This window comes from Aggregatibacter kilianii (assembly GCF_003130255.1).
Taxonomy (GTDB): Bacteria; Pseudomonadota; Gammaproteobacteria; order Enterobacterales; family Pasteurellaceae; genus Aggregatibacter; species Aggregatibacter kilianii.
The window spans coordinates 166,498-189,542 of the sequence record NZ_NRCN01000002.1; the positions used below are offsets into that span (position 1 = coordinate 166,498).

Below are 23,045 nucleotides of genomic sequence, written 5' to 3' on the forward strand. Positions count from 1 at the left end.
AGCTGCTTTTAATATCAAAAACTACAACGCCTCAATCGCCTTATACTGCTCACGAATTTTTTCTAATCCGGATTGGTATTCGGCTTGTTTTTCGCGTTCTTTGGCGATAACCGCTTCCGGGGCTTTAGCGACGAAGGCTTCGTTGCTGAGTTTGCTTTCAATACGTTTAACTTCGTTTTGATATTTTTCAATCTCTTTAGTTAAACGGGCAAGCTCGGCTTCTTTGTTGATAAAGCCAGCCATCGGTACGAGGATTTCGGTATTACCGACTAACTTCGCTACAGCTAACGGCGCTTGTTCGCCCTCTTTAAGCACGCTGACATTGTCTAACTTCGCCATGGCTTGTAAAAGTGCGGTCTGTTTTTCCAGTATTTTTTGCTCGTCGGCTGGAATATTACGGAATAACAGATCGAGGCCTTTACTTGGCGCAATGTTACTCTCAGCACGAATGTTACGCACGGAAACAATCACTTCTTTGAGCCAGTTAATATCGGTTTCAGCCTCAGCATCAAACGCATTTTCTTCCACGCGAGGGAAAGATTGCAACATAATGCTGTCCGCGGTGATACCCATAAAACCTTTCACTTTTTGCCAAATTTCTTCGGTTATAAATGGCATGAGCGGGTGAGCTAAACGCAACAATTTTTCCAACACCTGAACCAAGGTTTGGCTTGTTGCACGAATTTGCGCAGCGCTGCCGTTGGCAAATACCGGTTTGGTAAGTTCTAAATACCAGTCGCAGAATTGGTTCCAAGTGAATTCATAAATCGCATTGGCACAAAGGTCGAAACGGTATTGGCTTAATGCGCTACGGAACGTTTCTACTGTGCGATTGAATTCTGATTGAATCCAACGGTCTGCCACGGAAAATTCAATTTCGCCTTGGCTTAAATCTAATTTTTCATTCGTAAGAACGAAACGGCTTGCATTCCACAATTTATTACAGAAGTTGCGATAGCCTTCTAGGCGTTTCATATCCCAGTTGATATCACGACCGTTTGAAGCCAATGCAGCTAGTGTAAAGCGCAATGCGTCTGTGCCATGCGCTGCAATACCTTCTGCAAACTCTTTGCGGGTCGCTTTGGCAATTTTCTCTGCCAATTGCGGCTGCATCATGTTACCGGTGCGTTTTTCAAGTAAATCTTCAAGGCTAATACCATCGATCATATCGATTGGATCAAGCACGTTGCCCTTCGATTTCGACATTTTTTGACCTTGCTCATCACGGATTAAACCCGTTACGTACACCGTTTTGAATGGCACTTGCGGTTTTCCGTTTTCATCTTTCACAAAGTGCATCGTAAACATAATCATACGGGCAACCCAGAAGAAGATGATGTCGAAGCCTGTGATTAACACATCCGTTGGGTGGAACATTTTGAGTTCTTTGGTTTGCTCCGGCCAACCTAAGGTGGAGAACGTCCACAAGCCTGATGAGAACCAGGTGTCTAACACATCTTCATCTTGTTTAAGTTCAACCGCAGAATCTAAGTTATATTTTGACCGCACTTCTTCTTTGTTGCGTGCAACATAAACGTTGCCTTCTGCGTCATACCACGCCGGAATACGGTGTCCCCACCAAAGTTGGCGAGAGATACACCAATCTTGAATATCACGCATCCAAGAGAAATAAAGGTTTTCGTATTGTTTCGGCACGAATTGGATTTCGCCGTCTTCCACCGCTTTAATCGCCACATCAGCCAGCGGTTTCACGCTGACATACCATTGGTCGGTTAACATCGGCTCAATTGGCACGCCACCACGGTCACCATAAGGGACTTTGAGATCGTGCGGTTTGATTTCGTCTAATAAACCCAGCGCTTCAAAATCTGCCACGATTTTCTTACGTGCAGCAAAACGCTCTAAACCACGGAAATCAGCTGGAATTGTCGCTTCATAACCTGCAAGTGGTTTGCCGTCTGTGCCGATAATTTCCGCTTCATCACGAATATCCGCATTTAAGGTTAACACGTTAACCATCGGCAAGCTGTGACGTTTACCGACTTCGTAGTCGTTGAAGTCATGGGCAGGGGTAATTTTCACCACACCGGTACCGAATTCACGATCCACATATTCATCAGCAATAATTGGAATTTCACGGTTAGCCAACGGCAGAACCACGGTTTTACCGATTAAAGATTGATAACGATCATCTTCCGGATGCACCGCCACCGCCGTATCGCCCAACATAGTTTCCGGACGGGTGGTTGCCACCACTAAATAATCTTTACCATCTGCCGTTTTTGCACCGTTTGCTAACGGATAACGGAAATGCCAAAGGGAACCTTTGCTCTCTTTGTTTTCCACTTCTAAATCGGAAATCGCAGTGTGAAGTTTTGGATCCCAGTTCACCAAGCGTTTGCCACGGTAAATCAAACCTTCTTCGTGCAAGCGAACAAACACTTCTTTTACCGCGTTAGATAAACCATCGTCCATAGTGAAACGCTCACGTTCCCAGTCGATGGAGTTACCTAAACGGCGCATTTGTTGGCTAATTGTGCCACCTGAATAAGCTTTCCAGTCCCAAATTTTGTTGATAAACGCTTCACGACCATAATCGTGGCGAGTTTTGCCTTCTTCTGCGGCAATTTTACGCTCCACCACCATTTGGGTTGCGATACCCGCATGGTCTGTCCCCGCTTGCCATAAGGTGTTATGCCCTTCCATACGGTTAAAACGGATTAAGGTATCCATTAAGGTTTGCTGGAAAGCATGCCCCATGTGCAAAGAACCTGTGACGTTCGGCGGCGGAATCGCAATGCAATAGCTCGGCACGTTTTCATTTTCAGACGGTTTAAAATAACCGCTCTCTTCCCAATGTTGATAAAGGGCTTGTTCTACCGCAGACGGATTAAAACGGTCTGCCATTTCGAATTTTTGTGTCATTTATTTTTCTCTTGCTTTAGTAGGGTGAGTATAAACACACCGTTATATTAAATACTTGGCACGTTTATACACGCACCCAACAACTGATTAATTTTCTTCTTTCTTTTTTATCCAAGGATGCTTGTTATTCGGATCGCCATATTGTCCGCATGATGCTCTTACTTCTTCATCCGATGAATAGTAACGAGGAATATTGATAGGTAATAATGCTGTATCAACAAAAAAAGACACAGGCCAATCAATTAAATAGAATGGACGGGTCATGTGTTTAAACCCAACACCATCATAAAAATTGCCAGTAACCATATTGTAATCGTATCGAGTTCCAATATAAGGGCAAGGATCCTTCAGTGTAGTTAAGGTTCCACATCCATAAAGAAACATACTTAATAATACAAGAACGATTTTTTTCATTTTAATTTTCCGCTCACAAAGTTCTGTTGAAATCCCAAATTGATTGGGACCTGTAAATGTACCTTACAAATTTATTCATTTATTAAATTGTAGTATAAACTCAATCACATAAAATCGTTCTTCACTTGGATAAATCCCCCGAATCACTTCTTTCAATTCATCCAATCCCATATTCTCCTGCTTGGCATGCTGTTCCGTCAGTTCATCAAGAGTAATCGGCGACACGCTTAACACTTCAATGGTGCAGAAATATTGATTATCTTCAAACCGTCCCACTCGCAGAATATCGCCCAGTTTAAAATGGCTTTCGGATTTGTCCCGAATAGTGATGGTTTTTCGCCCGGCGAGAATATCGGCTTCAAAGCGTTGATAAAAAGTGATGTCGTTCATAAAAGTGCGGTCAATTTTTTAAGTGTTTTTTGTAATCCACCCCCTCTTTGGCAAAGAGGGGTTAGGGGAGATTCGGCAGAAGTTATATCAACCTCATAAAGAAATTCAAGCTTGTAATCAAATCTCCCCCTGCCCCTCTTTTCTAAAGAGGGGAGTTTTTTTTATATCGTTATACCTGCTCCGTACTCAACGTCCAGCCTAACTGTCTCAACTGTTTATAACGCTCACGCGCCAAGGCTTTTGGTTGCTCTTCCACAGGAACAAAATCGATAATTTGGTTAAAACTATTAATATATTCCGGCAGTTGCGGTTGCAGATTAATCAGCAAATCACGACTTTGTGCATTGCGTTTGCCCGTCCAACTAATTTCAATGGGCGTGGCATACGTAGTGGCTTCGCCGGAAAGGTTGTGTGGGACGAACTCATCGGGTTCCCGTTGCCACAGAGCCTCGTCAATTTTCAACGCCTGCGCCTCACTTTCGCACACCAACAACACTCGCTTGCCAAGTCGCCATGCAGAGGCGGCAAGATCACACGCCAAACTTTCCATAGCGGATAAATTTGGTCGGACGGGCGAGGTGTCGGTAAGTAAGTAAAATTGCGCGTTTTTTGGCATAAAAAAGTTCAAAAATTGAGAATTTTAACCGCAAGATTTTAGCGGAAATCAGCCCAAATAGAAAATGTTAATTTCCGAAACATTTTGCAAACCGACCGCACTTTATGATCTAAGTCACAAAACTGTTTTTCTGTTTATGATTTCAGTTCATAGATTGGTTTGCCGGTGTTAGAATCCGACTAACTTTTCATTAATAATCAATAAGAGGTAATTACAATGGCATTTCGCATTGAAAAAGACACGATGGGTGAAGTTCAAGTTCCTGCAGATAAATACTGGGCTGCGCAAACCGAACGTTCTCGTAATAATTTTAAAATCGGACCGGCAGCTTCTATGCCTCATGAAATTATCGAAGCCTTTGGTTATTTGAAAAAAGCAGCAGCATTTGCCAACCATGATTTAGGCGTGTTACCTGCTGAAAAACGTGATTTGATCGCACAAGCCTGCGATGAAATTTTAGCAAATAAATTAGACGATCAATTCCCGTTGGTGATTTGGCAAACCGGTTCCGGTACACAATCCAACATGAACGTGAACGAAGTGGTGGCAAACCGCGCGCACGTTTTACATGGTGGCAAATTAGGAGAAAAATCTTTCGTTCACCCAAATGATGATGTGAACAAATCCCAATCTTCTAACGATACCTTCCCAACCGCTATGCATATTGCAGCATACAAAAAAGTGGTTGAACACACTATTCCTTGTGTAGAACGCTTACAAAAAACCTTTGCGGCAAAATCTGAAGCATTCAAAGATGTGGTGAAAATCGGTCGTACGCACTTAATGGATGCGACGCCATTAACATTAGGTCAAGAATTCTCTGCTTATGCGGCACAATTGGACTTCGGTTTGCGTGCGTTAAAACACACTCTTCCGCATTTAAGTCAGTTAGCCCTTGGCGGCACAGCGGTAGGTACCGGTTTGAACACGCCAAAAGGTTATGATGTGAAAGTGGCGGAATATATTGCAAAATTCACCGGACATCCTTTTGTGACCGCAGAAAATAAATTTGAAGCCTTAGCCGCGCATGATGCCATTGTGGAAACCCACGGCGCATTGCGTCAGCTTGCTATGAGCTTGTTCAAAATTGCTAACGACATTCGTTTATTGGCATCCGGTCCGCGTTCCGGTATCGGTGAAATTTTAATCCCTGAAAATGAACCGGGTTCTTCCATCATGCCGGGCAAAGTCAATCCGACCCAATGCGAAGCGTTAACTATGGTGTGTGCGCAAGTATTCGGTAACGATACTACTATTGCTTTCGTTGGCTCACAAGGCCACTTCCAATTAAACGTGTTCAATCCGGTTATGGTGGCAAATTTCTTACAATCTGCGCAATTATTGGGTGATGCTTGCGTATCCTTTGATGAACACTGTGCAGTCGGCATCGAACCGAACTACCCTCGCATTAAACAACAATTGGAAAATTCATTGATGTTAGTGACCGCACTTAATACATATATCGGTTATGAAAATGCGGCAAAAATTGCGAAAACCGCACACAAAAACGGGACAACCTTACGCGAAGAAGCCATTAATCTTGGCTTGGTGTCAGCCGAAGACTTCGACAAATGGGTGCGCCCTGAAGACATGGTGGGCAGCTTAAAATAAGCCTCCCAAAAGCAAAATGAAAAAGACGAGATCGCTTTCTCGTCTTTTTTGTTATAATCGCCCACATAACATTTTTCTGACGGATTGTTTATGAAACTGAAATCATTACTGTTTATTTTAAGTTTACTACCGACCGCACTTTCCGCGCAGTGGGTGAATGTGGGGAATGCCGATTATAACTGGGGACCGTTTTTGGTGTATTCCATCAATTTGGCGACAGAAAATGGCGAATACAAAGAAAACCAACTCCCGATGATGCTTTCGTTCAAATATGAAAAACCTGTTGAAGGCAAAAATTTTGCCATTAGCTTAATTAAAGAAATGGAACACTTGAAAGCAGATAAAGCCAAAATGGATTTGTGGCTAAAAGCAATGCAAGAGATTTTCCCCGATTTCTCGCCAAATGCCGTATTGCGCTATATTGCTTTGCCCGACAAAGGTTATTTCATTTTGAATGATTCCATTTTGGATCATGAGTTTGAACCGGAATTTAGCCAAATGCTTATCAACATCTGGTTATCGCCGGAAAGTAATTTCATCAAATTACAACCGCAATTATTAGGCAAAGAAAAAGGGGCAACTTCGCCGAATGAGTTTAAAACCGAGCCGGAAATTGATCCGATGGGTGAAGATGATGCCAGCCCTCAACTGCCACCGAATTTCCCGCTGAATACGTTAGATCCTGAGGCGGGCGGTTAACAAAAAAGAGTCGTATTTAACGACTCTTTTTTATTGAGGTTACGCCTCTTTAAAGGCTTTAATTTGTTGCAAATGCTGGGAAATCTGCTTGAATTTGTGGGTTTCTACGGCATCCCAAATCACGTCATAATAAGGCGATAGAACCTTGGCACTGCGTTGGGAATCTAAAACACCGTCTTCCACGGACAAAAACACCAAACAATGGGCTTTATTTTTCAAACGGAAATTTTCCACGCACTTGGTCGCAATGTCTTCATATTCTTCCGGACGATCGATTTTGCCACCCATATTTTCCTGCGGGAATAAATTCGGGTTAAAAATCGCTTGTTTAATGCCACACAAAAAACCAATGCGTTCCGCCCAATAACCGCCAAGCCCTACGCCACAAATTAACGGTTTCTCATCTTTCGATTCGGATACCAATTTATGCACTTCTTTTAAAAGAAATTGCATATCATGACGCGGGTGCAATGTGCTGTAATTAATAAAACGCACATCATCATCGATGAATTTCAGCTGCAATACTTTTTCGTGATTGCCCGGGCTACTGGAATCAAAACCGTGTAAATAAATAATCATTTTATTACTCCAACCTGATTACGAATCTTTTGTTCTAAATGTAAGATCATCTGCAAGGCAATATCAATACCACTGGTTTTCTCGATCATTTCAAGCCCCGGACTGGCATTGACTTCCAATACCAACGGGCCATTGGCTGAACGGATTAAATCCACGCCTGCCACGTCCAAGCCTAACACTTTCGTTGCGTTTAAGGCAATGTGTTTTTCTTGTTCGGTTAATACAACTTTTTCTGTAGTGGCACCACGGTGACAATTAGCACGAAATTCACCATTTTGCCCGATGCGTTGCATGGTTGCGATAATGCGGTTGCCCACCACAAAGCAACGTAAATCGGCGCCTTGGGCTTCCGCAATAAATTCCTGCGCTAATGCCGGCACATTCGCCTGCTTCAATGTTTCTAAAATACTGACCGCACTTTGTGGCCGTTCCGCCAAAATCACGCCAATACCTTGCGAGCCGCTTAGGGTTTTCAAGATAGTTGGCACACCGATGTGTTGCACCGCACGATTGGCATCCACTTCCATACCGGCAAGTATAGAATCCGGCACGGCAATGTCGTGTTGCAACAACATTTGCAAGCTCAGCCATTTATCTCGCGCATTGCAAAAGGCTTCTACATTATTCAAGCAAGGTACACCCAAGGCTTGAAAATAGTGCAATACACGACAGCCCATGAGCATACTGCCTGTGCCAAAGCGGGGTAACACGGCATCATATTGCGGCAATAATTGCGCTTCACTTTCCACATCCGCCTGATAATACAAAGCAAAGTGCGGTGGATTTTTACGGAGTTTTATCAAACAACGATTCGGATCGAGAATATCCATTTGATGGCCGTTTTCTTCCGCCGCCTGTTTTAAACGCCGACAGCTATACAAACGCGGTTCACGGCACAACATTAATAGTTTCATTGATATATTACTTTTTAATAAAACCTTGTTGCTGCAAATAAGCCAATACTTTCGGGCGAATCGGCTTATCCAAACTCTTAATCACATTACGCGACCAATCCATGTCGATATTACTACGCTGACGGTAATATTCCGCCACGGTTTGGTTATATTCGTCCAATTTGGTGGTATCCAACGGTTGGTAGGCATTTTCAAAGAATAAGGTTTCTTTTGGTAACCGTGGTTTACTCGGCGGTTCTTGATCAGGATAGCCCAAGCACATGCCGACCATTGGTAAGCAATGTTCCGGCAAGTTTAACAATTTGCCGACAGCTTCCATTTCATTACGCAAAGAACCGATATACACTCCGCCAAGCCCTAAACTTTCCGCCGCCAACAACACGTTTTGCGACATAATACCGGTATCCACCGCGCCGATGAGCAACACTTCCGCATAATCTAACTGCGCGGTTGGGCAAATTTGTTTATGTTTATGAAAATCCACACAAAATACCCAAAACTCCGGTGCGCTTTTCACATATTCCTGATTAGAGCTATACACCATCATCTGCTCACGCAACGCAGGATCGGTAATACGCACAATAGAAACGCATTGCAAATGGTTAGAGGTGGACGCAAAACGGGCCGCATTGACTAATTGCTCAATGACCTTCTCTTCTATTGGTTCAGGCGTGAAACAACGAATAGAACGATGGGATAATATGCAATCTAAAGTGAAAGACGTATATTTTTTTTCAGACATAAAATTTCCTCATACGACGGCGTTAAAATTCGCTGTATTTTACACCAACCGCCTCAAAATCACTTTATTCTTTTTCGTGCACGCCGTAAAATCAGCGCGTTTATTTACTACACAAAAGGAAAAATGATGTTTGTGACAATTTATGGCCGCCTAAGCTGCCCATACTGCGTACGCGCTAAAGCCTTAGCGGAAAAATTAAAAACTTCGGTGGATAATTTTGATTATCGCTATATCGACATTATCGAGCAAGGTCTAAGCAAAGACGATATTGCCAAAATTATCGGCAAACCGGTACAAACCGTGCCGCAAATTTTAGTTGATGAAAAACACATTGGCGGCTGTACTGACTTCCAAGCCTTCGTGCGTGAACAATTTGGCATTGACTAATTTTTCAGTGTGATAAAACAAAAAGTGCGGTTAAAAAAACAAATAAATTTTTAACCGCACTTTTTTATTTCACCAATTTATCAGTTAGGCACCGTCACATCGGCAATCAATTTCAAATCCGGGTTCACATAAACCACACGGAAATCATCACCTTGTTTTACCACTTCCAGCATTTTGATTTTGTGTTGGCAATCCCGAATCGGCTTGCGATAAGCGTAGGTTCGCATTCTGTCATTGAGCTTAATTTGTAGCTCAAATCCATGACCGCTATCAAGCATTTTACACATATAACCGCCCGGCACTTGGTGCGCACCGAATTGTTCTACGGTGAAAACATAACTGCCGTTTGGCATTTGGTTACGACTCTTCGCCACAATATTTTCCACCGGCGAGGTGAAATTCCGTTTTTTGCTGCCGCAACCTACACCATTCATATCCACGTCAAGCACAGCATAGCCATTAGAACATTTATTGGCGTGGGCGTTTAACGTATTTAATTGTAAGTCCAAATCCTCGCCATTATGCCATGCCAAAGAAGCCCGGAAATCACCGTTCGGGTTACCACCGGAGGCTTTGACTTTTTCCGCAATGCTATTATCAATTTTCGGCTTAGGCGGCTTTTTCTCTTCTTTTGGTTTTTCCTTCATCGGCTCAGGCTTTTTCACCTCTTTTTTCGGTTCCGATTTTGGCATTTCTTTCACCGGTTCGGGTTTTGGTGCTGCTTTCACCGGTTCAGGTTTAGGCGCTTCTTTCACCGGTTCAGGTTTAGGCGCTTCTTTCACAGGCTCCGGTTTAGGTTCCTCCTTCATCGGCTCGGGCTTTGGCTCTTCTTTTATAGGCTCGGGTTTTGGTTCTTCTTTCGGCGGTTCCGTTTTTGGCTCCGGTTTGGCAATTTCAATTTTTACCGGCACTGTCGGTTCCGCTTTAATCGGCTCCGGACGGAAATAGAACCACCATGCTAACCCGCCTAACAACAATAACAATAATAATGGCAACAACCACAGCCACCAACGGGGCTTTTTCACCAGAGGTGCAGGCGGCACAACAGGCATCGGCTTTTTGCCCAAGCCCCAACCGATAATCACAGGTTGCTTGTTCACCACATAAATGTGGATAGAATCATGTTGCGCCGCCTCGACTAAGCTTTCCAATAAAGTCGCTTGTTCGGTGGTAATCGTGCCTTTTTGTAACAAATCCGTACGCAATTTATCCACTGCGTCCAAACGTTGAGATATCAGCGTTTCAGCTTGTTTGCGGGTTGCTTGTTCCCGTTCGGTATTGCCTAACAAATATGGTTGTCCTTGCAACTCGGAATACCATTCCACCACATTACCATTGACTTCAGGACGTGCAAACATAGAAGCCGTACTGGGCGGTAGGTGCCGATTTAACAGACTGACAATTTCATCATAATGGCCAAATAACTCGACAGCAGTCGGATTTTGCTGTTCCAAATTGACTCGTGCAAGACGTTGCATAATCTCTCCAACTTCAAAAACGCGGTGAAAAACGACCGCACTTTATCACATTATTTACACTCTTCTTTTTCCACCATCGGCTTAATAGCTTGGTTAATCATGCTGGTGACTTGTGCCTTGCTATTGGCGGTAAACACTTTGCCTTTGGTCGCGGTGGCCAAACAATTTGCGGCTTTAGTGCCCCCAATATCCACTACGTTAATTTTCAATTTCGGTTTATTTTTCGCGATTTGACGGGCGAGGCCGCATACGTCGTGTTTTACTCCGTTACAGAAATCATCACCATCACTTAACACTAAAATAAACGCCTCACGCTTAACACCATCAACCATTGATGCCGCTTGCTGTAAACCACTATAGAGCGCGGTGCCAGTGCCCTGATCACTGTCTTTCGGTTGCAATGCATTGATTTGGGCTTTTAGTGCTTTCCGCTTACCTGGGCCGAACATGCCATGATTTCTGGCTCCTGGACACACTTTTAAACTCACCAATCCAATATCAATATTCGGATCAATCTTATCAATGATTGCCGCAGCAGATTTCTTCGCCGTACTAATACGGTTTGGCTCACGGCGCATATAATCGAAATCTGCGTCGGAGGAATACTGCGAATCAATAAAACGTTGAATAGACGCCGGACTTTCCAACAATGAAAACAACATCGACAAGGAATCATCAAATACAATCACCATTTGCGGACGTTGAGCCGGGGTGATGGTTTTGGTGCAATATTTCGGTTTTTCCGGTTTAGGTGGCTCCTTCACTTTCAACGGCTCCTCAACCTTCGGTGGTTCTTCGACTTTTGGCGGTTCTTCCACTTTTGGAGGTTCCTCTACTTTTGGCGGTTCCTCTACTTTTGGCTCTTCCGGCTCCGGAATAAACTCAAGCCGCTGTGGCTCGGGCTTCGATTCCTCTTTTGGCGGTTCCGGTTTCGGTTCTTCTTTTGGTGGCTCCGGTTTGGAAATTTCAACTTTTACAGGCTCCATTGGTTGAGATTGAACCGGCTCAGGGCGGAAGAACAACCACCACGCCAAACCACCTAGTAATAGCAATAATAACGGTAACAACCACAGCCACCCGCGGGATTTACTTGGTACAGGCACAACAGGTGGTGGGACTGGAATCGGCTTTTTACCCAAGCCCCAACCGGTAATCACGGGTTGTTTGTTGACGATATAAATTTGGATGGAATCATGCTGTGCCGCATCAACCATGCGCTCCAATAAAGTCGCTTGTTCTGCACTGATACTGCCCTTTTGCAACAACTCCGCACGCAGTTTATCTACCGTAGCCAAACGCTGTGAAATCAAGCCCTCAGCCTGTTTTCTAGCCTGCTGTTCCCGTTCGGAGTTACCTAACAAATATGGTTGTCCTTGTAACTCCGAATACCACTCCACTAACTCGCCATGCACGTCAGGTCGCGCCAACATAGTGGCTGTGCTTGGTGGAAGATGACGAAGTAAAATTGTCGTGACCTCATCATAATGGCCAAACAACTCCACGGCTGCGCTATTTTGTTGATCTAAATTAACTCTTGCTAAGCGTTGCATAATCTCTCCAACCTCAAAAATACGATGAAATATGACCGCACTTTATCACATTATTTACACTCTTCTTTTTCCACCATTGGTTTAATGGCTTGGTTAATCATATTAGTAACTTGTGCTTTACTGTTAGCGGTGAACACTTTGCCTTTGGTCTCCGTTGCCAAACAGTTTGCGGCTTTCGCACCACCAATATCGACGACATTAATTTTCAGTTTTGGTTTTTGTTTGGCTAATTCTTGTGCTATAGCACACACATTAGTATTACCTTTATCACAACTTTCCTCACCATCGCTCAACACTAAAATAAAAGCATCACGTTTAACGCCATCTACCATGGCTGCGGCTTGTCGCAAACCGCCATGAAGCGCCGTACCTATATTCTCCTCGCCCTCTTTCGGAAACAATCCTCTAATTTGAGCTTTTAGTGCTTTACGCTTACTCGGACCGAACATACCATGATTTCTGGCTCCAGGGCATCTTCTTAAACTTACCAATCCAATATCAATATTAGGATCAATCTTATCAATAATATCTGTAGCCGCTTTTTTTGCTGTAGTAAGACGACGTGGTTCACGGAACATATGTGCTTTTTCCTCTTCCGAGATTATCTCATTATTACGCCAACGATCCCAAAATGCGTTAATTACTGCACTGCTTTCATTTAAACTAGCCAACATAGATAAGGAATCATCAAATACAATTACCATTTGCGGACGTTGAGCCGGCGTAATAGTTTTAGTGCAATATTTTGGTTTTTCCTGTTTAGGAGGTTCTTCCACTTTCGGAGGATCCTCAACCTTTGGAGATTCCTCCACTTTTGGTGGTTCCTCCACTTTCGGTGGTTCTTCTACTTTCGATGGTTCTTCCGGCTCAGGAATAAACTCAAGCTGTTGAGGTTCCGGCTTCGGTTCCTCTTTTGGTAGTTCCGGTTTTGGTTCTTCTTTCGGTGGCTCCGGTTTAGAAATTTCAATTTTCACCGGTTCTATCGGTTCAGGCTGAATAGGCTCAGCGCGGAAGAACAACCACCATGCCAAACCACCTAGTAATAGCAATAATAATAGTAACAACCACAGCCACACGCGGGATTTACTTGGTACAGGCACAACTGATGGCGGAACAGGAATCGGCTTTTTGCCTAAGCCCCAACCTGTTATTACGGGCTGTTTATTCACCACATAAATTTGAATGGAATCATGCTGTGCTGCATCAACTAAGCGAGCTAATAATGTAGCGCGCTCTACGCTGATGCCACCTTTTTGTAATAGCTCTGCACATAACTTATCTACTGCCGTCAAACGTTGTGAAATGAGTGCCTCTGATTGTTTTCGGAGATGTTGATCGCGCTCCGAATTACCTAATAAATATGGCTGACCTTGTAGCTCAGAATACCATTCCACGATATTCCCACTTACTTCTGGACGCGCAAACATAGCCGCTGTACTCGGCGGCAGATGATGGCGTAAAATCGTCATGATGTCATCGTAGTGATGAAATAACTCAACGGCTGCTATATTTTGTTGTTCTAAATTGATTCTTGTTAGGCGTTGCATAACTTCTCCAAAGTCAAAAACGCAGTAAAAAACGACCGCACTTTATTCGCAAATTTCTTGTTGTACCGGCTTCATGGCTTGTTTAATCGCATCGGTTAATTTTTCTTGGCTGGTCATGTCATGATCAAAAATCTGCCCGCCTGTCGCGGTTGCCAAGCAGTCTGTGACATTCCAGGGGGAATTGATACTCACAATATTCACTTTCAATTTTGGCCGTTCTTTTGCCACATTTTCCATTAATGCACAGATTTTTCGTTCGGTGCAATCGCCGTTACCTTCGGTAATCAACACAATCAAGGCTTCCCGCTTTTTACCATCAAGCAATGTTAAGGCTTTTTCAATGCCCTCATAAATAGGCGTGCCCGGTACTCGATGGTCACGCACCGTCATATTTTGTACTTTATTTTTTAATTCCGTACGTTGTGCACCGGTAAAAATACCATGGTTAATCGCAGCCGATACATCAGGCGATTTGCTGACGCAACTTTGTAGTTCAATCAAGCCGATATCTACGGCATTCGGAACATCATTAATCAAGTGCGTCACTGCCTCCTTGGCAGCTACAGAGCGATTCGGTTGACGATCCATATAATCAATTTCGGATTGTGGCAGGATTTGTTGTTGCAATTTTTCATCAAATGCATTGATCGCGGCTTTACTTTCCAACAAAGTATATTTCATACCGGTAGCGTTATTAAAAACAATCGCTAACTGTGGAATATCCGCTGGCTTCTCCACTTTTCGGCAATTTTTCGGCACAATTGACTCAATTTTTACAGTTTTAGTAACAGGCGACATTAAAAACAACCACCCAAGAATGGCCAAAATAGTGAAAGTGGAAAGTAATAGCGGCAATAACCAACGATGGGGTGTTTTTGTCTCTGTCACTGGCGGTGTCTGCTCAGCAGTGATATCTTTTTTCTGCCCCCAACCGATAATCACAGGTTGTTGGTTGACGCTGTAAATTTGAATATCGTGTTGTTTTACGATATGTGTGAATTGTTTTAAATAATCAGCAATAGTGGGTTCAATCGCCTCTTTTTGCAATAACTCGGATACCAATGCATCAATGGAAGTCAAACGTTGCACAACAAGCGCGTTGGCTTCTGCATAGTGGCTTGAATGGACGTCTAATAATTGTGGTTGCCCTTGCAATTCGGAATACCATTCCACCATATTGCCCTTCACTTCAGGGCGCGCCAATATGCTTGCCGTGCTAGGTGGCAAATAGCGATTTAATATCGCTACGATGTCATCGTAATGGTGAAATAACTCGATCGCTTCCCGGTTGTATTGATCCAAACCAACCCGTGCCAGACGTTGCATAGTATTCCTTAAAAAACATCCCCAAAAATCACCGCACTTTGAGGATCACAAAAAGTAAAAAGAGGGCCACCAACATCGTTGGTAGCCCTCAGTATTCGCATTATAAGCCTAATGCTTTTTGTAGATTAGATAACTTGCGTTGTAATTGTTCTAATTCCGCTTGTTTTTCCATTTCAGAACCGCTGCTGTTATTGACGGCTTTCATTTGTTTCTCTACTTCGGCAATTTCCGCCTGCAAATCTTGTCTGCCTTTGGCTTTTTGTTTTAACTCGGCTGTGAGTTTACCCACAGACTGGTCGAGTTTAGCCTGTTGCGCTTTTTTCTGTGCAATAGATTGGTTAACAGATTTTTGTTGCGCTTTAATATCGGCATAAATTTTATTAAATTTGGCATTTTCTGTCTTCGCGTCTAACACCAATTTTTCTTTTTGTTCAATACGCTTGTCATAACTGCCCGAAAACTGACAGGTCGCTTTACTGAACATATTGAGTTCAACACTCGGATCGCACTCTTCCGGCGTGTTGGTGCAGGCAGAAAGCAACACGGCAGCACCTAAAAGTGCGGTGGTTTTTAGCAATGTTTTTTTCATAGCATCTCCTTAGCCGACATTTAACGCATTACGTTGTTGTGATACAACAGCAACTTGTTTTTCCAAGGCGGTAATCTGTTTTTGATATTGCGCGATTTGCGAGTCTAATTTCGCCACGTTCATACCGCTGCCACGCTCTTTCTTCGCCACTTCTTTCCAATCTCTCTCGCTTTCTTTCATTTTTTTCAACTTTTCATTTAAGTAAGCGATGTTACCATCTATTTCTTTCAACTGACGTTTGGCTTCGTCTTTTTGAATGCTGTTATCTTTTAACTTACGATTCAAATTCGCCAACGTTTGTTGATTTTGGGTCAACACGGTTTTCGCAGAATTCGCCAAAGTTCTGGCTTCTTGGGTGTTTTTGTTTAAATCTTTCAAATAAGCATTTAAACGTTCTTCTTTATTGGCGTAACTGGTACGTTGTTGTTCCAAATAATAGTTACCGCCCATTAAGATACCGCAACCGGCCACCGCAGCCACCGCAGAACATAGCGCGGCATTATCGGTTCCGCTTAATAAACACGCCCCCACACCTGCAGCCGCACCGGCTGCACAGGCAGTTAATCCGGATTTACTAAAGAATTCTGCTTGATTGCCAGAGGTTAAACGCTTGTCCACATTAGAAGAACCGAGATTGGACATACTTTCACAACCGGCTAAAGCCAATGTTGCGGATAAAGTCAAAACACCGACAATAGATTTTTTAGATTGAAAATTAAACATAAGATGCTTCCTTTTTTATTTTAGTGAGGTGGGTTATTTTACTTGACGGCAACGTTTTAACCAAGCGTCACGGTCAACTTTTCCATCTTTATTATATTGGGATAATTGTTCCCAATAAGATTGAATAAACTGTGCGGCATTATTTTTTTCACGATTTTGTAAGCGTTGTTTAGTCGCCTCCACTTGTTTCTCGATCATCGCCACATTATATAAAGTTGCATTATCAACTAAGGTATCTGCGTAATATTTTAAGGTGAATTTCAACGCATTTTCCGCTTTCAATTTTTTCTCATTGAGATTATTGATTTGATCGTCGGTACACAAACCTTCTTTCGGTGCACCGTCACAGGTTTGTTTGATATTTTCCGCCAAACTCAACGCGTTTTGGTAAGTATTATCCAAATCGACCACATTGCTACACAAGAATCCGCCCAAGCGTAATGAGGCTTGAATAGCCGAATCACGCTGTTCATCACGGGCTTGGTTGGCTTGCCGCAAAGTGTCGTTTAATTTTTTCAGTTCTTTTTCCAACTGTTCCTTGGCAATGGTTTGATTTTGCACGTCTTGTGCCAATTTTTCCAATTGCCCAACCACATTGGAACCCGCGCCGTGCTTATCATCTTTGTTATCATCACGACCCAGCTTAGCCCATTCTTCTTTCAAGTCTTTAATTCGTTGTGCGGAGGTTAATACGGGTGCTACCATCGCCACGCGAAAACCGATATCTTTAGCTTTGTCCGCATTGCCATTGTGATATAAAGGACGCTCAATACGATAAGCATTAGTTAAACTTTCTGCCGAATTTAAATAACTGCCGCCACGCACGGTGACACCACCACTTTGCCCGTGGTAATGATCTAAACGGTTGAGTTTGAAAGCATCAAACATCATTTCTGCAGCATTACCCAAAGTGTCAAACAGGCCTAGCGGATTGCCCTCCAACTGCCCGGTGAGCTGAATTTTGCCGTTAGCATTTTTGTTGCTCCATACATATTTCTCCGCGCCATCTTTCATTGGGAAAAGCGGTTCACGAAATTCGGAAGAAGACACCGCCGCACCACCGCGCGCCGCGTACTCCCATTCCGCATTGGTCGGTAAACGGACAAACCCTTTTGTGCCGTCTTCACTTGGTAATTTATCTGCCGCATTTTTTAGCAACCATTCATTATATTTGCGGGTAAATTCCACGGCATCAAACCAACTCACTTCTGTCATCGGCAAACGCCCTTTCATGTTGGCTGACGGGCATTGTTCGTTCATTACCGATTGATATTGCAACTGTGACACTTCATATTTGGCCATTAAAAAATACCGGCCCTGAGACTTGTCGCCAAAACTGCCGGCAATGGCATTTGGGGTAGAATGTTCGGCAATTTGGTCGGCAGAATTGTCACTGCCCAAAATGATGCTTTTTTCTTCCAACGGCGAATGGGTTTCCGTTTTTACCATGCGAAAAACCATACTGCCTTCACAAGGCATAGGTAACATCACATCGCCTTCCAAAGGTTTTGGATTATAAAATTTCTCTTCCCATGGAGCCGCATAAGCAGACTGCGCTACCAATTGCGTCAAAAGTGCGGTGGAAAAAATAGCTATTTTTGTCTTACGCCGTGGCTGTTGCATTTTTGGGGTTATTTTAGACATCTCGTAAACTCTCCGCCGGTTGGATTTTCACCGCTTGTCGCGCACCGATTCCTGCCACAATGGCAGCGAGGCATAAGGCGATCGCAAAAGCGATGAATAAATGAATAAAATTCAAGCTACTGATAAAAATATCGTTGGATAAATTCTGACCTAATACGAAATTAAATACCTGACTGCCTGATAAGAATAAGAAATATGACAGTACAAAAGCGAAACTGCTCAAACACAGCGCTTGCATAATTAAATATAAAATCACCGCGCCGCTTTGAAAACCGAATAGACGTAGCAGTGCAATTTCTTTCCGCTTACGATCGATATTGGCTAAGAACGCACCTATCAGCGATAATACACAACCCAACACCGCTGTCGCTGCAATGACCATAAAAATCACGTTGAGCACACCGTCAATGGCTTTGACGTTTTCAATAGCTTTGGCTTCTGTTGAGGTTTCAATATTTTTCTGCCGTAATTTTAACGCCAAAGGTGCTACATCATCTAAGCTATTAGCATAAATGCGGGCGCGGGCGAAGTGTTCCCGCTGTTGCGGACGGTCAGGATCCTGTTGATTGGCAAAAATAGCGGTTTGGTAACCATCCCGAAAATCCTCCATTGCCAATAAGGTGTCCAACTGCACAAAGGCACCCGAACGGGCAAAACGGGTTTCAGGCACAATACCTTCCACCGCCAATTGGCTAATGGCTTTTTCCACCTGATTATTTTGCGAACGGGTGACCACCAAATTGATTTTATCGCCTTGTTTTACATTTAATTTCTCTGCGGTTAAGGCACTTAATAACACACCATTGGGTTTACTTAGTGCTTGTTCCGTTAAAGGATCGTTAACGGCTGTCGGAATCACTTCCACATCCTGCACAAATTTCTTACCACCATTTTGATTGGCAGACAAATCGGCAATGGTATTTAAAGAACGGGTCAACGGCACCACAAAACGGGTTTCCGGCTGTTGTTGTAACCAATCAAACCAGTTCTTATCTAAATTGAGATTGCCGATAATTTTAATTTCAAGATTGCGCGGATCATTAATTAACTGATGGCGTAACTGGGAAACTACGCCGAATTTCAAGCTGAAAAGCAACAATAACGGCGCAATTACCGCAATAAGAGACGCAATGATGCAAAAAGACACTTTGCGATCGTAATACAAATCCCGCAACGCTAATTTGCCCAGGAACATATAAGACAGATTAACTTGCTGCATGATGCGTTTCCTTCGGTAAAAACACCGCTTGCGCCGGTGTGGATAAATCTGCATACAGACTTGGCAAATGATTATTTTCCACCAAATCCCAATCATGGGTAACTAAAAGCGCCGTAATTTTTTGCTCTTCCGCCAATTTAATCATTAATGAAAATAAGATTTGTGCATTATTCGGATCAAGCGCGGCGGTAGGCTCATCTGCCAATAACAGACTTGGTTTGTGAATCACCGAACGAATAAAAGAAACCCGCTGCCGCTCTCCAATAGAAAGCTGACGCGGGTATTTAGTAAGCAATGATTGAATATTTAAGGCATCCGTTAAATACAAAAACCAGTCTTTATCCATGGTGCTATTTAACATTGAACAAGGCAATTCAATATTCTGTTGTACCGACAGAAAAGGCAATAAGCCTCCCGTTTGCAACATGAAACCTAACTTTCCTGCCCGTAGCTTAGAAAGTGCGGTCTGATTTTTTTGTAAAATTAACGGTTGCAAATCCACTACATCACCGGCATCCCCTAATTGATAGCGAACCAAACGATCGGGCTGCAAAATCAACCCGATCATTTCCAATAAGGTACTTTTGCCACAACCACTGGCACCTTGAATGGCCAAAATCTCGCCATCCTGCAATTCAAGTTTAGGCAACAACACATTAAATTGTTGGCTCCCCTGCCCACGCCGAATCGCCATTTCTTCAATAAATAACACCGCACTTTTCCTGTTATGTAAATGAATAAATTATGGTAACGCCTCAAGCGGTACAGGATAAACGTAATCGCGTGGATCGCTGCCTTCCGATAAAGAAATCCAGCGGGATTGGTCCTCGTTAAACACGCGGTAATGACGTAACTTGCTGTTTAAATCACGAATAAATTTTTCTTGCTCTAGGGCACTCATACCTTTCCAAATTTGTTCGTCCAATCCGGTGACTTGGCTTTTATACGGTATGCCGTCCAAATATTCTCCTAACAAGCCTAACTCGCCCAGTTTGGTGGAGTTTTCTTGTTTTAATTTATTCGGGTCTTGTCCCATTGCCGCGGCAACAGAACGTAATTGGGCAAACATCGAATCCGGTGAAATTAACCCTTCATTCGCGGCATCGGCAATTTTCTTCACTACATCGCTTAAATCGCTTAATTGCGCTTTAGTCATCAACACGCGGGCTTCTGCTGTCGGAATCGTTGGTTTAAGGAAATCCTTATCGCTAATCCAAGCTTTAAATACCGGCGGCGCTTTGGCGCCATTTTTATCACCTAAATAAGCCAACTGCATTGCTTTGCCCAATAATTCCGCATCTTGCTCAATTTCAGTTTTGGCTTTTTCTTGCTTAGGCTCATCAACGATCGTGCCTGCTGCATTTTCCCCTTGGTATGCCAATTTCACTTGCGATGTCAAGGCACGAGCCAAAGCACCTACTTTTTCACCAAACTCATTCACATCACCGGCATTCACCGCATAATACAAGGGCTTGTTCAAGTAGTTATTGAAAGATAAATCGCTATATTGGGTTTTCGCCTGTTCGTGATTTTTTACCCCAGCCGGAGTTTTTAAGTGCAAGGTATAAATCGCCACGCCACGATGTTGTGCTTCTAAGCGCAATTGTTTTGCGTCCATTCCGGTGGAGGATAATGGATTATTACCGTCTAATGCCCCCGCATCGGTCACCAACACAATGTAGCGACCACCGAAATTGTTCCAGTTAATTTCATTTAATGCCTGTGAAATACCGGCAAATGAATCTTCGCTAAACTCTTTACTGGATACTTTCGCCTGTTTTAATTCAACAGCTTTTTGCAAGAAATCTTGCGTATCTTTCACCGTACTTGGGTCAACAAACATTTTAGAGACGTATTCCAATCCCGGCACCGCCTTGGTGCTGGAACGGAAACCGACCAAACCAAACTTAACCTGTTTGCCTAGGTTTTCTTTTTCAATTTGTTCGGAAACTTGTTTAATCACATCACGGGTACGATTGATGTAAGGATCCATGGAAATACTGGCATCCACCACAAATACCACCGCAGCACTGAACCCGGTCAACACTTGCGGTTCACTTTTCGGATCAGACTTATTGGTTTTCGGATCGGTTTTTGATTGTGTTGCCTGTTGAACCACAGGATCCGTTTTACTCACAGACGCCACTTCCAAAATACGCTCATAGAAACCTTGTGAGTTCATGACTTCTTCACCTTGCAAAATCGGCAAAAGATAGAAATTCTTTTGGAAATCAATAAACTCTTTTGGCTCTTGAGCAACAATTTGTGGTGGTGTTTTATTATTGGCTAAGTCGGCACGAATCGGCTCCAAGATTTTCTTCGCATCATCGGCATTCACCACGGTTTCAATGTCTTCCTTGTTCTTAAAGAACAATAACGGTTGGCGATCGACCGGGTTGGTAAAAGCCAAAGTCATCTGCATATTCCAAGCGACCGTACAATCGGCATCCAACCAACCCACGGTTTTACCAAAGCTGTCCGGCCCTACTTTTAACCATTCTTTACCATTTGTCGTTTGGCGCTGATACACATAAAAACGGGAAAAAGCAGGCTGTTTTTTACCTGCCGTTGCACCCGCGTTATCCACCAATTGGCAACTTGGCGTGCTTAACACCCGTTGATAAAGTGTTTTTTTACCTTCCTGTTTTAACGGCTCATCCGCCAATGCGGCATTTGCCATAAATCCCATTAATAAAGCAATTGAGGTGACTTTAAAAGACTTCATCATTTTTTCAATTCCGCTAAACGTTGTTTTGCCTCGGCTAAATTCGGGTTAGCCTCCAATGCGGTTTCATACCAATAAATGGCTGTGCCTTTGTCGGCTTTGAAACAACTGCTGTTGGCATTTTCTTCATATTCTTTTGCGTATGCCAAAGCAATATCGGCATTTCCGCTCTGAGCCTGATTCGCATATAAACGCTGTGCTATGGCACATTTGTTTTCTGCTTTGGCCTGATTAATCACGGCCAAAATGCGCTGGCTGTCAGGTTTGGTTTTTAGACAATTTTGAATAAAGGCTAATTCATCATTTTTATTTTGGCTTAAACTACATTCATCGGCGGACTGCGCTTTTTCTTCCGTTTTATTTTTATTCAAGAAGTAATAAGCTGCTGCACCGGCGATGGCCAATAAAAGAAGCAATAAAATAATCAAACCAAGTTTGCTTTTCTTTTTCGGAGCCGGTTGAGGCGGAGGTACAACCTCCGGTTCTTCCACCACCGGTTCAATAATAATTTCTTCCTCCGGCGGCAATTTGATCTCGTCAATAATCGGTTCAGGCTCAAGATCGGGAATATTCACCAAAACTTGGTCATCTACATGATTCACGGTGTTATCAATAGAGCGCACATCATCCGCACGTGCTGTATTGCCGCTGGCAGAAGAGGCTAACACGTCATTGGAAAGTTTTAACACGCCCATATCTTTTGTATTGGCATCGCGCACCATCATACGATATTGCATGGTGCTGCTTTGTTGTACCAAAGCATCAATTAACCAAGGGCCAAGTACGCCACTTAGCACGTTATCTTGTAAGGTTAATTGCTCACTGACTTTCAACCAAACGGGCTCAATATTCCAATGCTGTCCTTCGGCAAAATAGTAGGAATCCTGACTCCGTTGCACACTGATTTCAATATTTTCAACGCCGCCTTTCCAGTTACCGGCGGTGAATTCCGCATATCCCGGACGTACGGCTTTCAATTCAATTCTTAACATAACTTATCCTTCGG

At 43.3% G+C, this 23,045-nt stretch carries 21 protein-coding genes; 3 read left to right on the top strand and 18 right to left on the bottom strand.

All coding sequences use genetic code 11. From position 1 onward, the window contains the following. Positions 1–21: 21 nt before the first annotated feature. The 4 genes from DK428_RS10550 to DK428_RS10565 form a co-directional block, all read right to left on the bottom strand. A complete protein-coding gene (locus DK428_RS10550) occupies positions 22–2,886 on the bottom strand; it encodes a valine--tRNA ligase (protein ID WP_109090016.1) in 2,865 nt (954 codons plus the stop codon). Positions 2,887–2,973: 87 nt separating this feature from the next. Then, positions 2,974–3,300 (bottom strand): YceK/YidQ family lipoprotein, encoded by a 327-nt coding sequence (locus tag DK428_RS10555; RefSeq protein ID WP_109063858.1) that lies wholly within the window; start codon positions 3,298–3,300, stop codon positions 2,974–2,976. A 75-nt stretch (positions 3,301–3,375) separates the two neighbouring features. After that, positions 3,376–3,690: a N(4)-acetylcytidine aminohydrolase gene (gene yqfB / locus DK428_RS10560; RefSeq protein WP_109063859.1), complete on the bottom strand. Its 315-nt coding sequence runs from the start codon at positions 3,688–3,690 to the stop codon at positions 3,376–3,378. Between the two features lie 169 nt (positions 3,691–3,859). Further along, positions 3,860–4,306: a DNA polymerase III subunit chi gene (locus DK428_RS10565; RefSeq protein ID WP_109063860.1), complete on the bottom strand. Its 447-nt coding sequence runs from the start codon at positions 4,304–4,306 to the stop codon at positions 3,860–3,862. 216 nt (positions 4,307–4,522) lie between these two features. On the opposite strand from DK428_RS10565, the gene fumC reads away from it, so the two are divergent. Then, positions 4,523–5,917 (top strand): class II fumarate hydratase, encoded by a 1,395-nt coding sequence (gene fumC / locus DK428_RS10570; protein WP_109063861.1) that lies wholly within the window; start codon positions 4,523–4,525, stop codon positions 5,915–5,917. 90 nt (positions 5,918–6,007) lie between these two features. Continuing rightward, a complete protein-coding gene (locus tag DK428_RS10575) occupies positions 6,008–6,616 on the top strand; it encodes a hypothetical protein (protein ID WP_109063862.1) in 609 nt (202 codons plus the stop codon). A gap of 39 nt (positions 6,617–6,655) precedes the next feature. On the opposite strand, the gene ycfP is transcribed toward DK428_RS10575, so the two are convergent. Genes ycfP through nfsA form a run of 3 tightly spaced genes read right to left on the bottom strand, consistent with a single transcriptional unit; the run spans position 6,656 to position 8,851 of the window. Next, positions 6,656–7,195 carry an alpha/beta hydrolase YcfP gene (ycfP, locus tag DK428_RS10580; protein WP_050693986.1) on the bottom strand — a complete coding sequence of 180 codons (540 nt, stop codon included), beginning with the start codon at positions 7,193–7,195 and terminating at the stop codon, positions 6,656–6,658. Further along, positions 7,192–8,109, bottom strand: a complete 918-nt coding sequence (locus DK428_RS10585; protein ID WP_109090017.1) for a RimK family alpha-L-glutamate ligase — start codon at positions 8,107–8,109, stop codon at positions 7,192–7,194. The genes ycfP and DK428_RS10585 overlap by 4 nt, the downstream gene beginning before the upstream one ends. Positions 8,110–8,116: 7 nt before the next feature. Continuing rightward, a complete protein-coding gene (gene nfsA / locus DK428_RS10590) occupies positions 8,117–8,851 on the bottom strand; it encodes an oxygen-insensitive NADPH nitroreductase (protein ID WP_109063864.1) in 735 nt (244 codons plus the stop codon). Positions 8,852–8,977: 126 nt separating this feature from the next. On the opposite strand from nfsA, the gene DK428_RS10595 reads away from it, so the two are divergent. After that, on the top strand, positions 8,978–9,238 hold the full coding sequence (locus DK428_RS10595; RefSeq protein WP_050693989.1) for a GrxA family glutaredoxin: 261 nt from the start codon (positions 8,978–8,980) through the stop codon (positions 9,236–9,238). A gap of 80 nt (positions 9,239–9,318) precedes the next feature. Here the strand turns inward: DK428_RS10595 and DK428_RS11720 are convergent, their stop codons facing one another. The 11 genes from DK428_RS11720 to DK428_RS10650 form a co-directional block, all read right to left on the bottom strand. Next, a complete protein-coding gene (locus DK428_RS11720; RefSeq protein WP_204352435.1) occupies positions 9,319–10,716 on the bottom strand; it encodes a hypothetical protein in 1,398 nt (465 codons plus the stop codon). 50 nt (positions 10,717–10,766) lie between these two features. Then, on the bottom strand, positions 10,767–12,266 hold the full coding sequence (locus DK428_RS10605) for a vWA domain-containing protein (RefSeq protein WP_109063865.1): 1,500 nt from the start codon (positions 12,264–12,266) through the stop codon (positions 10,767–10,769). 50 nt (positions 12,267–12,316) lie between these two features. After that, positions 12,317–13,813, bottom strand: coding sequence for a vWA domain-containing protein (locus tag DK428_RS10610; RefSeq protein ID WP_109063866.1), 1,497 nt, complete (start codon positions 13,811–13,813; stop codon positions 12,317–12,319). Positions 13,814–13,855: 42 nt separating this feature from the next. Beyond that, on the bottom strand, positions 13,856–15,139 hold the full coding sequence (locus DK428_RS10615) for a vWA domain-containing protein (RefSeq protein ID WP_109063867.1): 1,284 nt from the start codon (positions 15,137–15,139) through the stop codon (positions 13,856–13,858). A gap of 100 nt (positions 15,140–15,239) precedes the next feature. Further along, on the bottom strand, positions 15,240–15,728 hold the full coding sequence (locus tag DK428_RS10620; RefSeq protein WP_109063868.1) for a hypothetical protein: 489 nt from the start codon (positions 15,726–15,728) through the stop codon (positions 15,240–15,242). Positions 15,729–15,737: 9 nt separating this feature from the next. Further along, entirely contained in the window at positions 15,738–16,451 is a 714-nt protein-coding gene (locus DK428_RS10625) for a hypothetical protein (RefSeq protein ID WP_109063869.1), read from the bottom strand. A 33-nt stretch (positions 16,452–16,484) separates the two neighbouring features. Continuing rightward, positions 16,485–18,095, bottom strand: a complete 1,611-nt coding sequence (locus tag DK428_RS10630) for an SUMF1/EgtB/PvdO family nonheme iron enzyme (protein ID WP_109063870.1) — start codon at positions 18,093–18,095, stop codon at positions 16,485–16,487. Next, positions 18,088–19,314, bottom strand: coding sequence for an ABC transporter permease (locus DK428_RS10635; RefSeq protein WP_109063871.1), 1,227 nt, complete (start codon positions 19,312–19,314; stop codon positions 18,088–18,090). The genes DK428_RS10630 and DK428_RS10635 overlap by 8 nt, the downstream gene beginning before the upstream one ends. Further along, entirely contained in the window at positions 19,301–20,026 is a 726-nt protein-coding gene (locus DK428_RS10640; protein WP_109063872.1) for an ABC transporter ATP-binding protein, read from the bottom strand. Before DK428_RS10640 ends, DK428_RS10635 begins: the two co-directional genes overlap by 14 nt. Positions 20,027–20,056: 30 nt before the next feature. Next, positions 20,057–22,042, bottom strand: coding sequence for a vWA domain-containing protein (locus DK428_RS10645; protein WP_109063873.1), 1,986 nt, complete (start codon positions 22,040–22,042; stop codon positions 20,057–20,059). Beyond that, positions 22,039–23,031 (bottom strand): hypothetical protein, encoded by a 993-nt coding sequence (locus DK428_RS10650; RefSeq protein ID WP_109063874.1) that lies wholly within the window; start codon positions 23,029–23,031, stop codon positions 22,039–22,041. The genes DK428_RS10645 and DK428_RS10650 overlap by 4 nt, the downstream gene beginning before the upstream one ends. Positions 23,032–23,045: the final 14 nt, after the last annotated feature.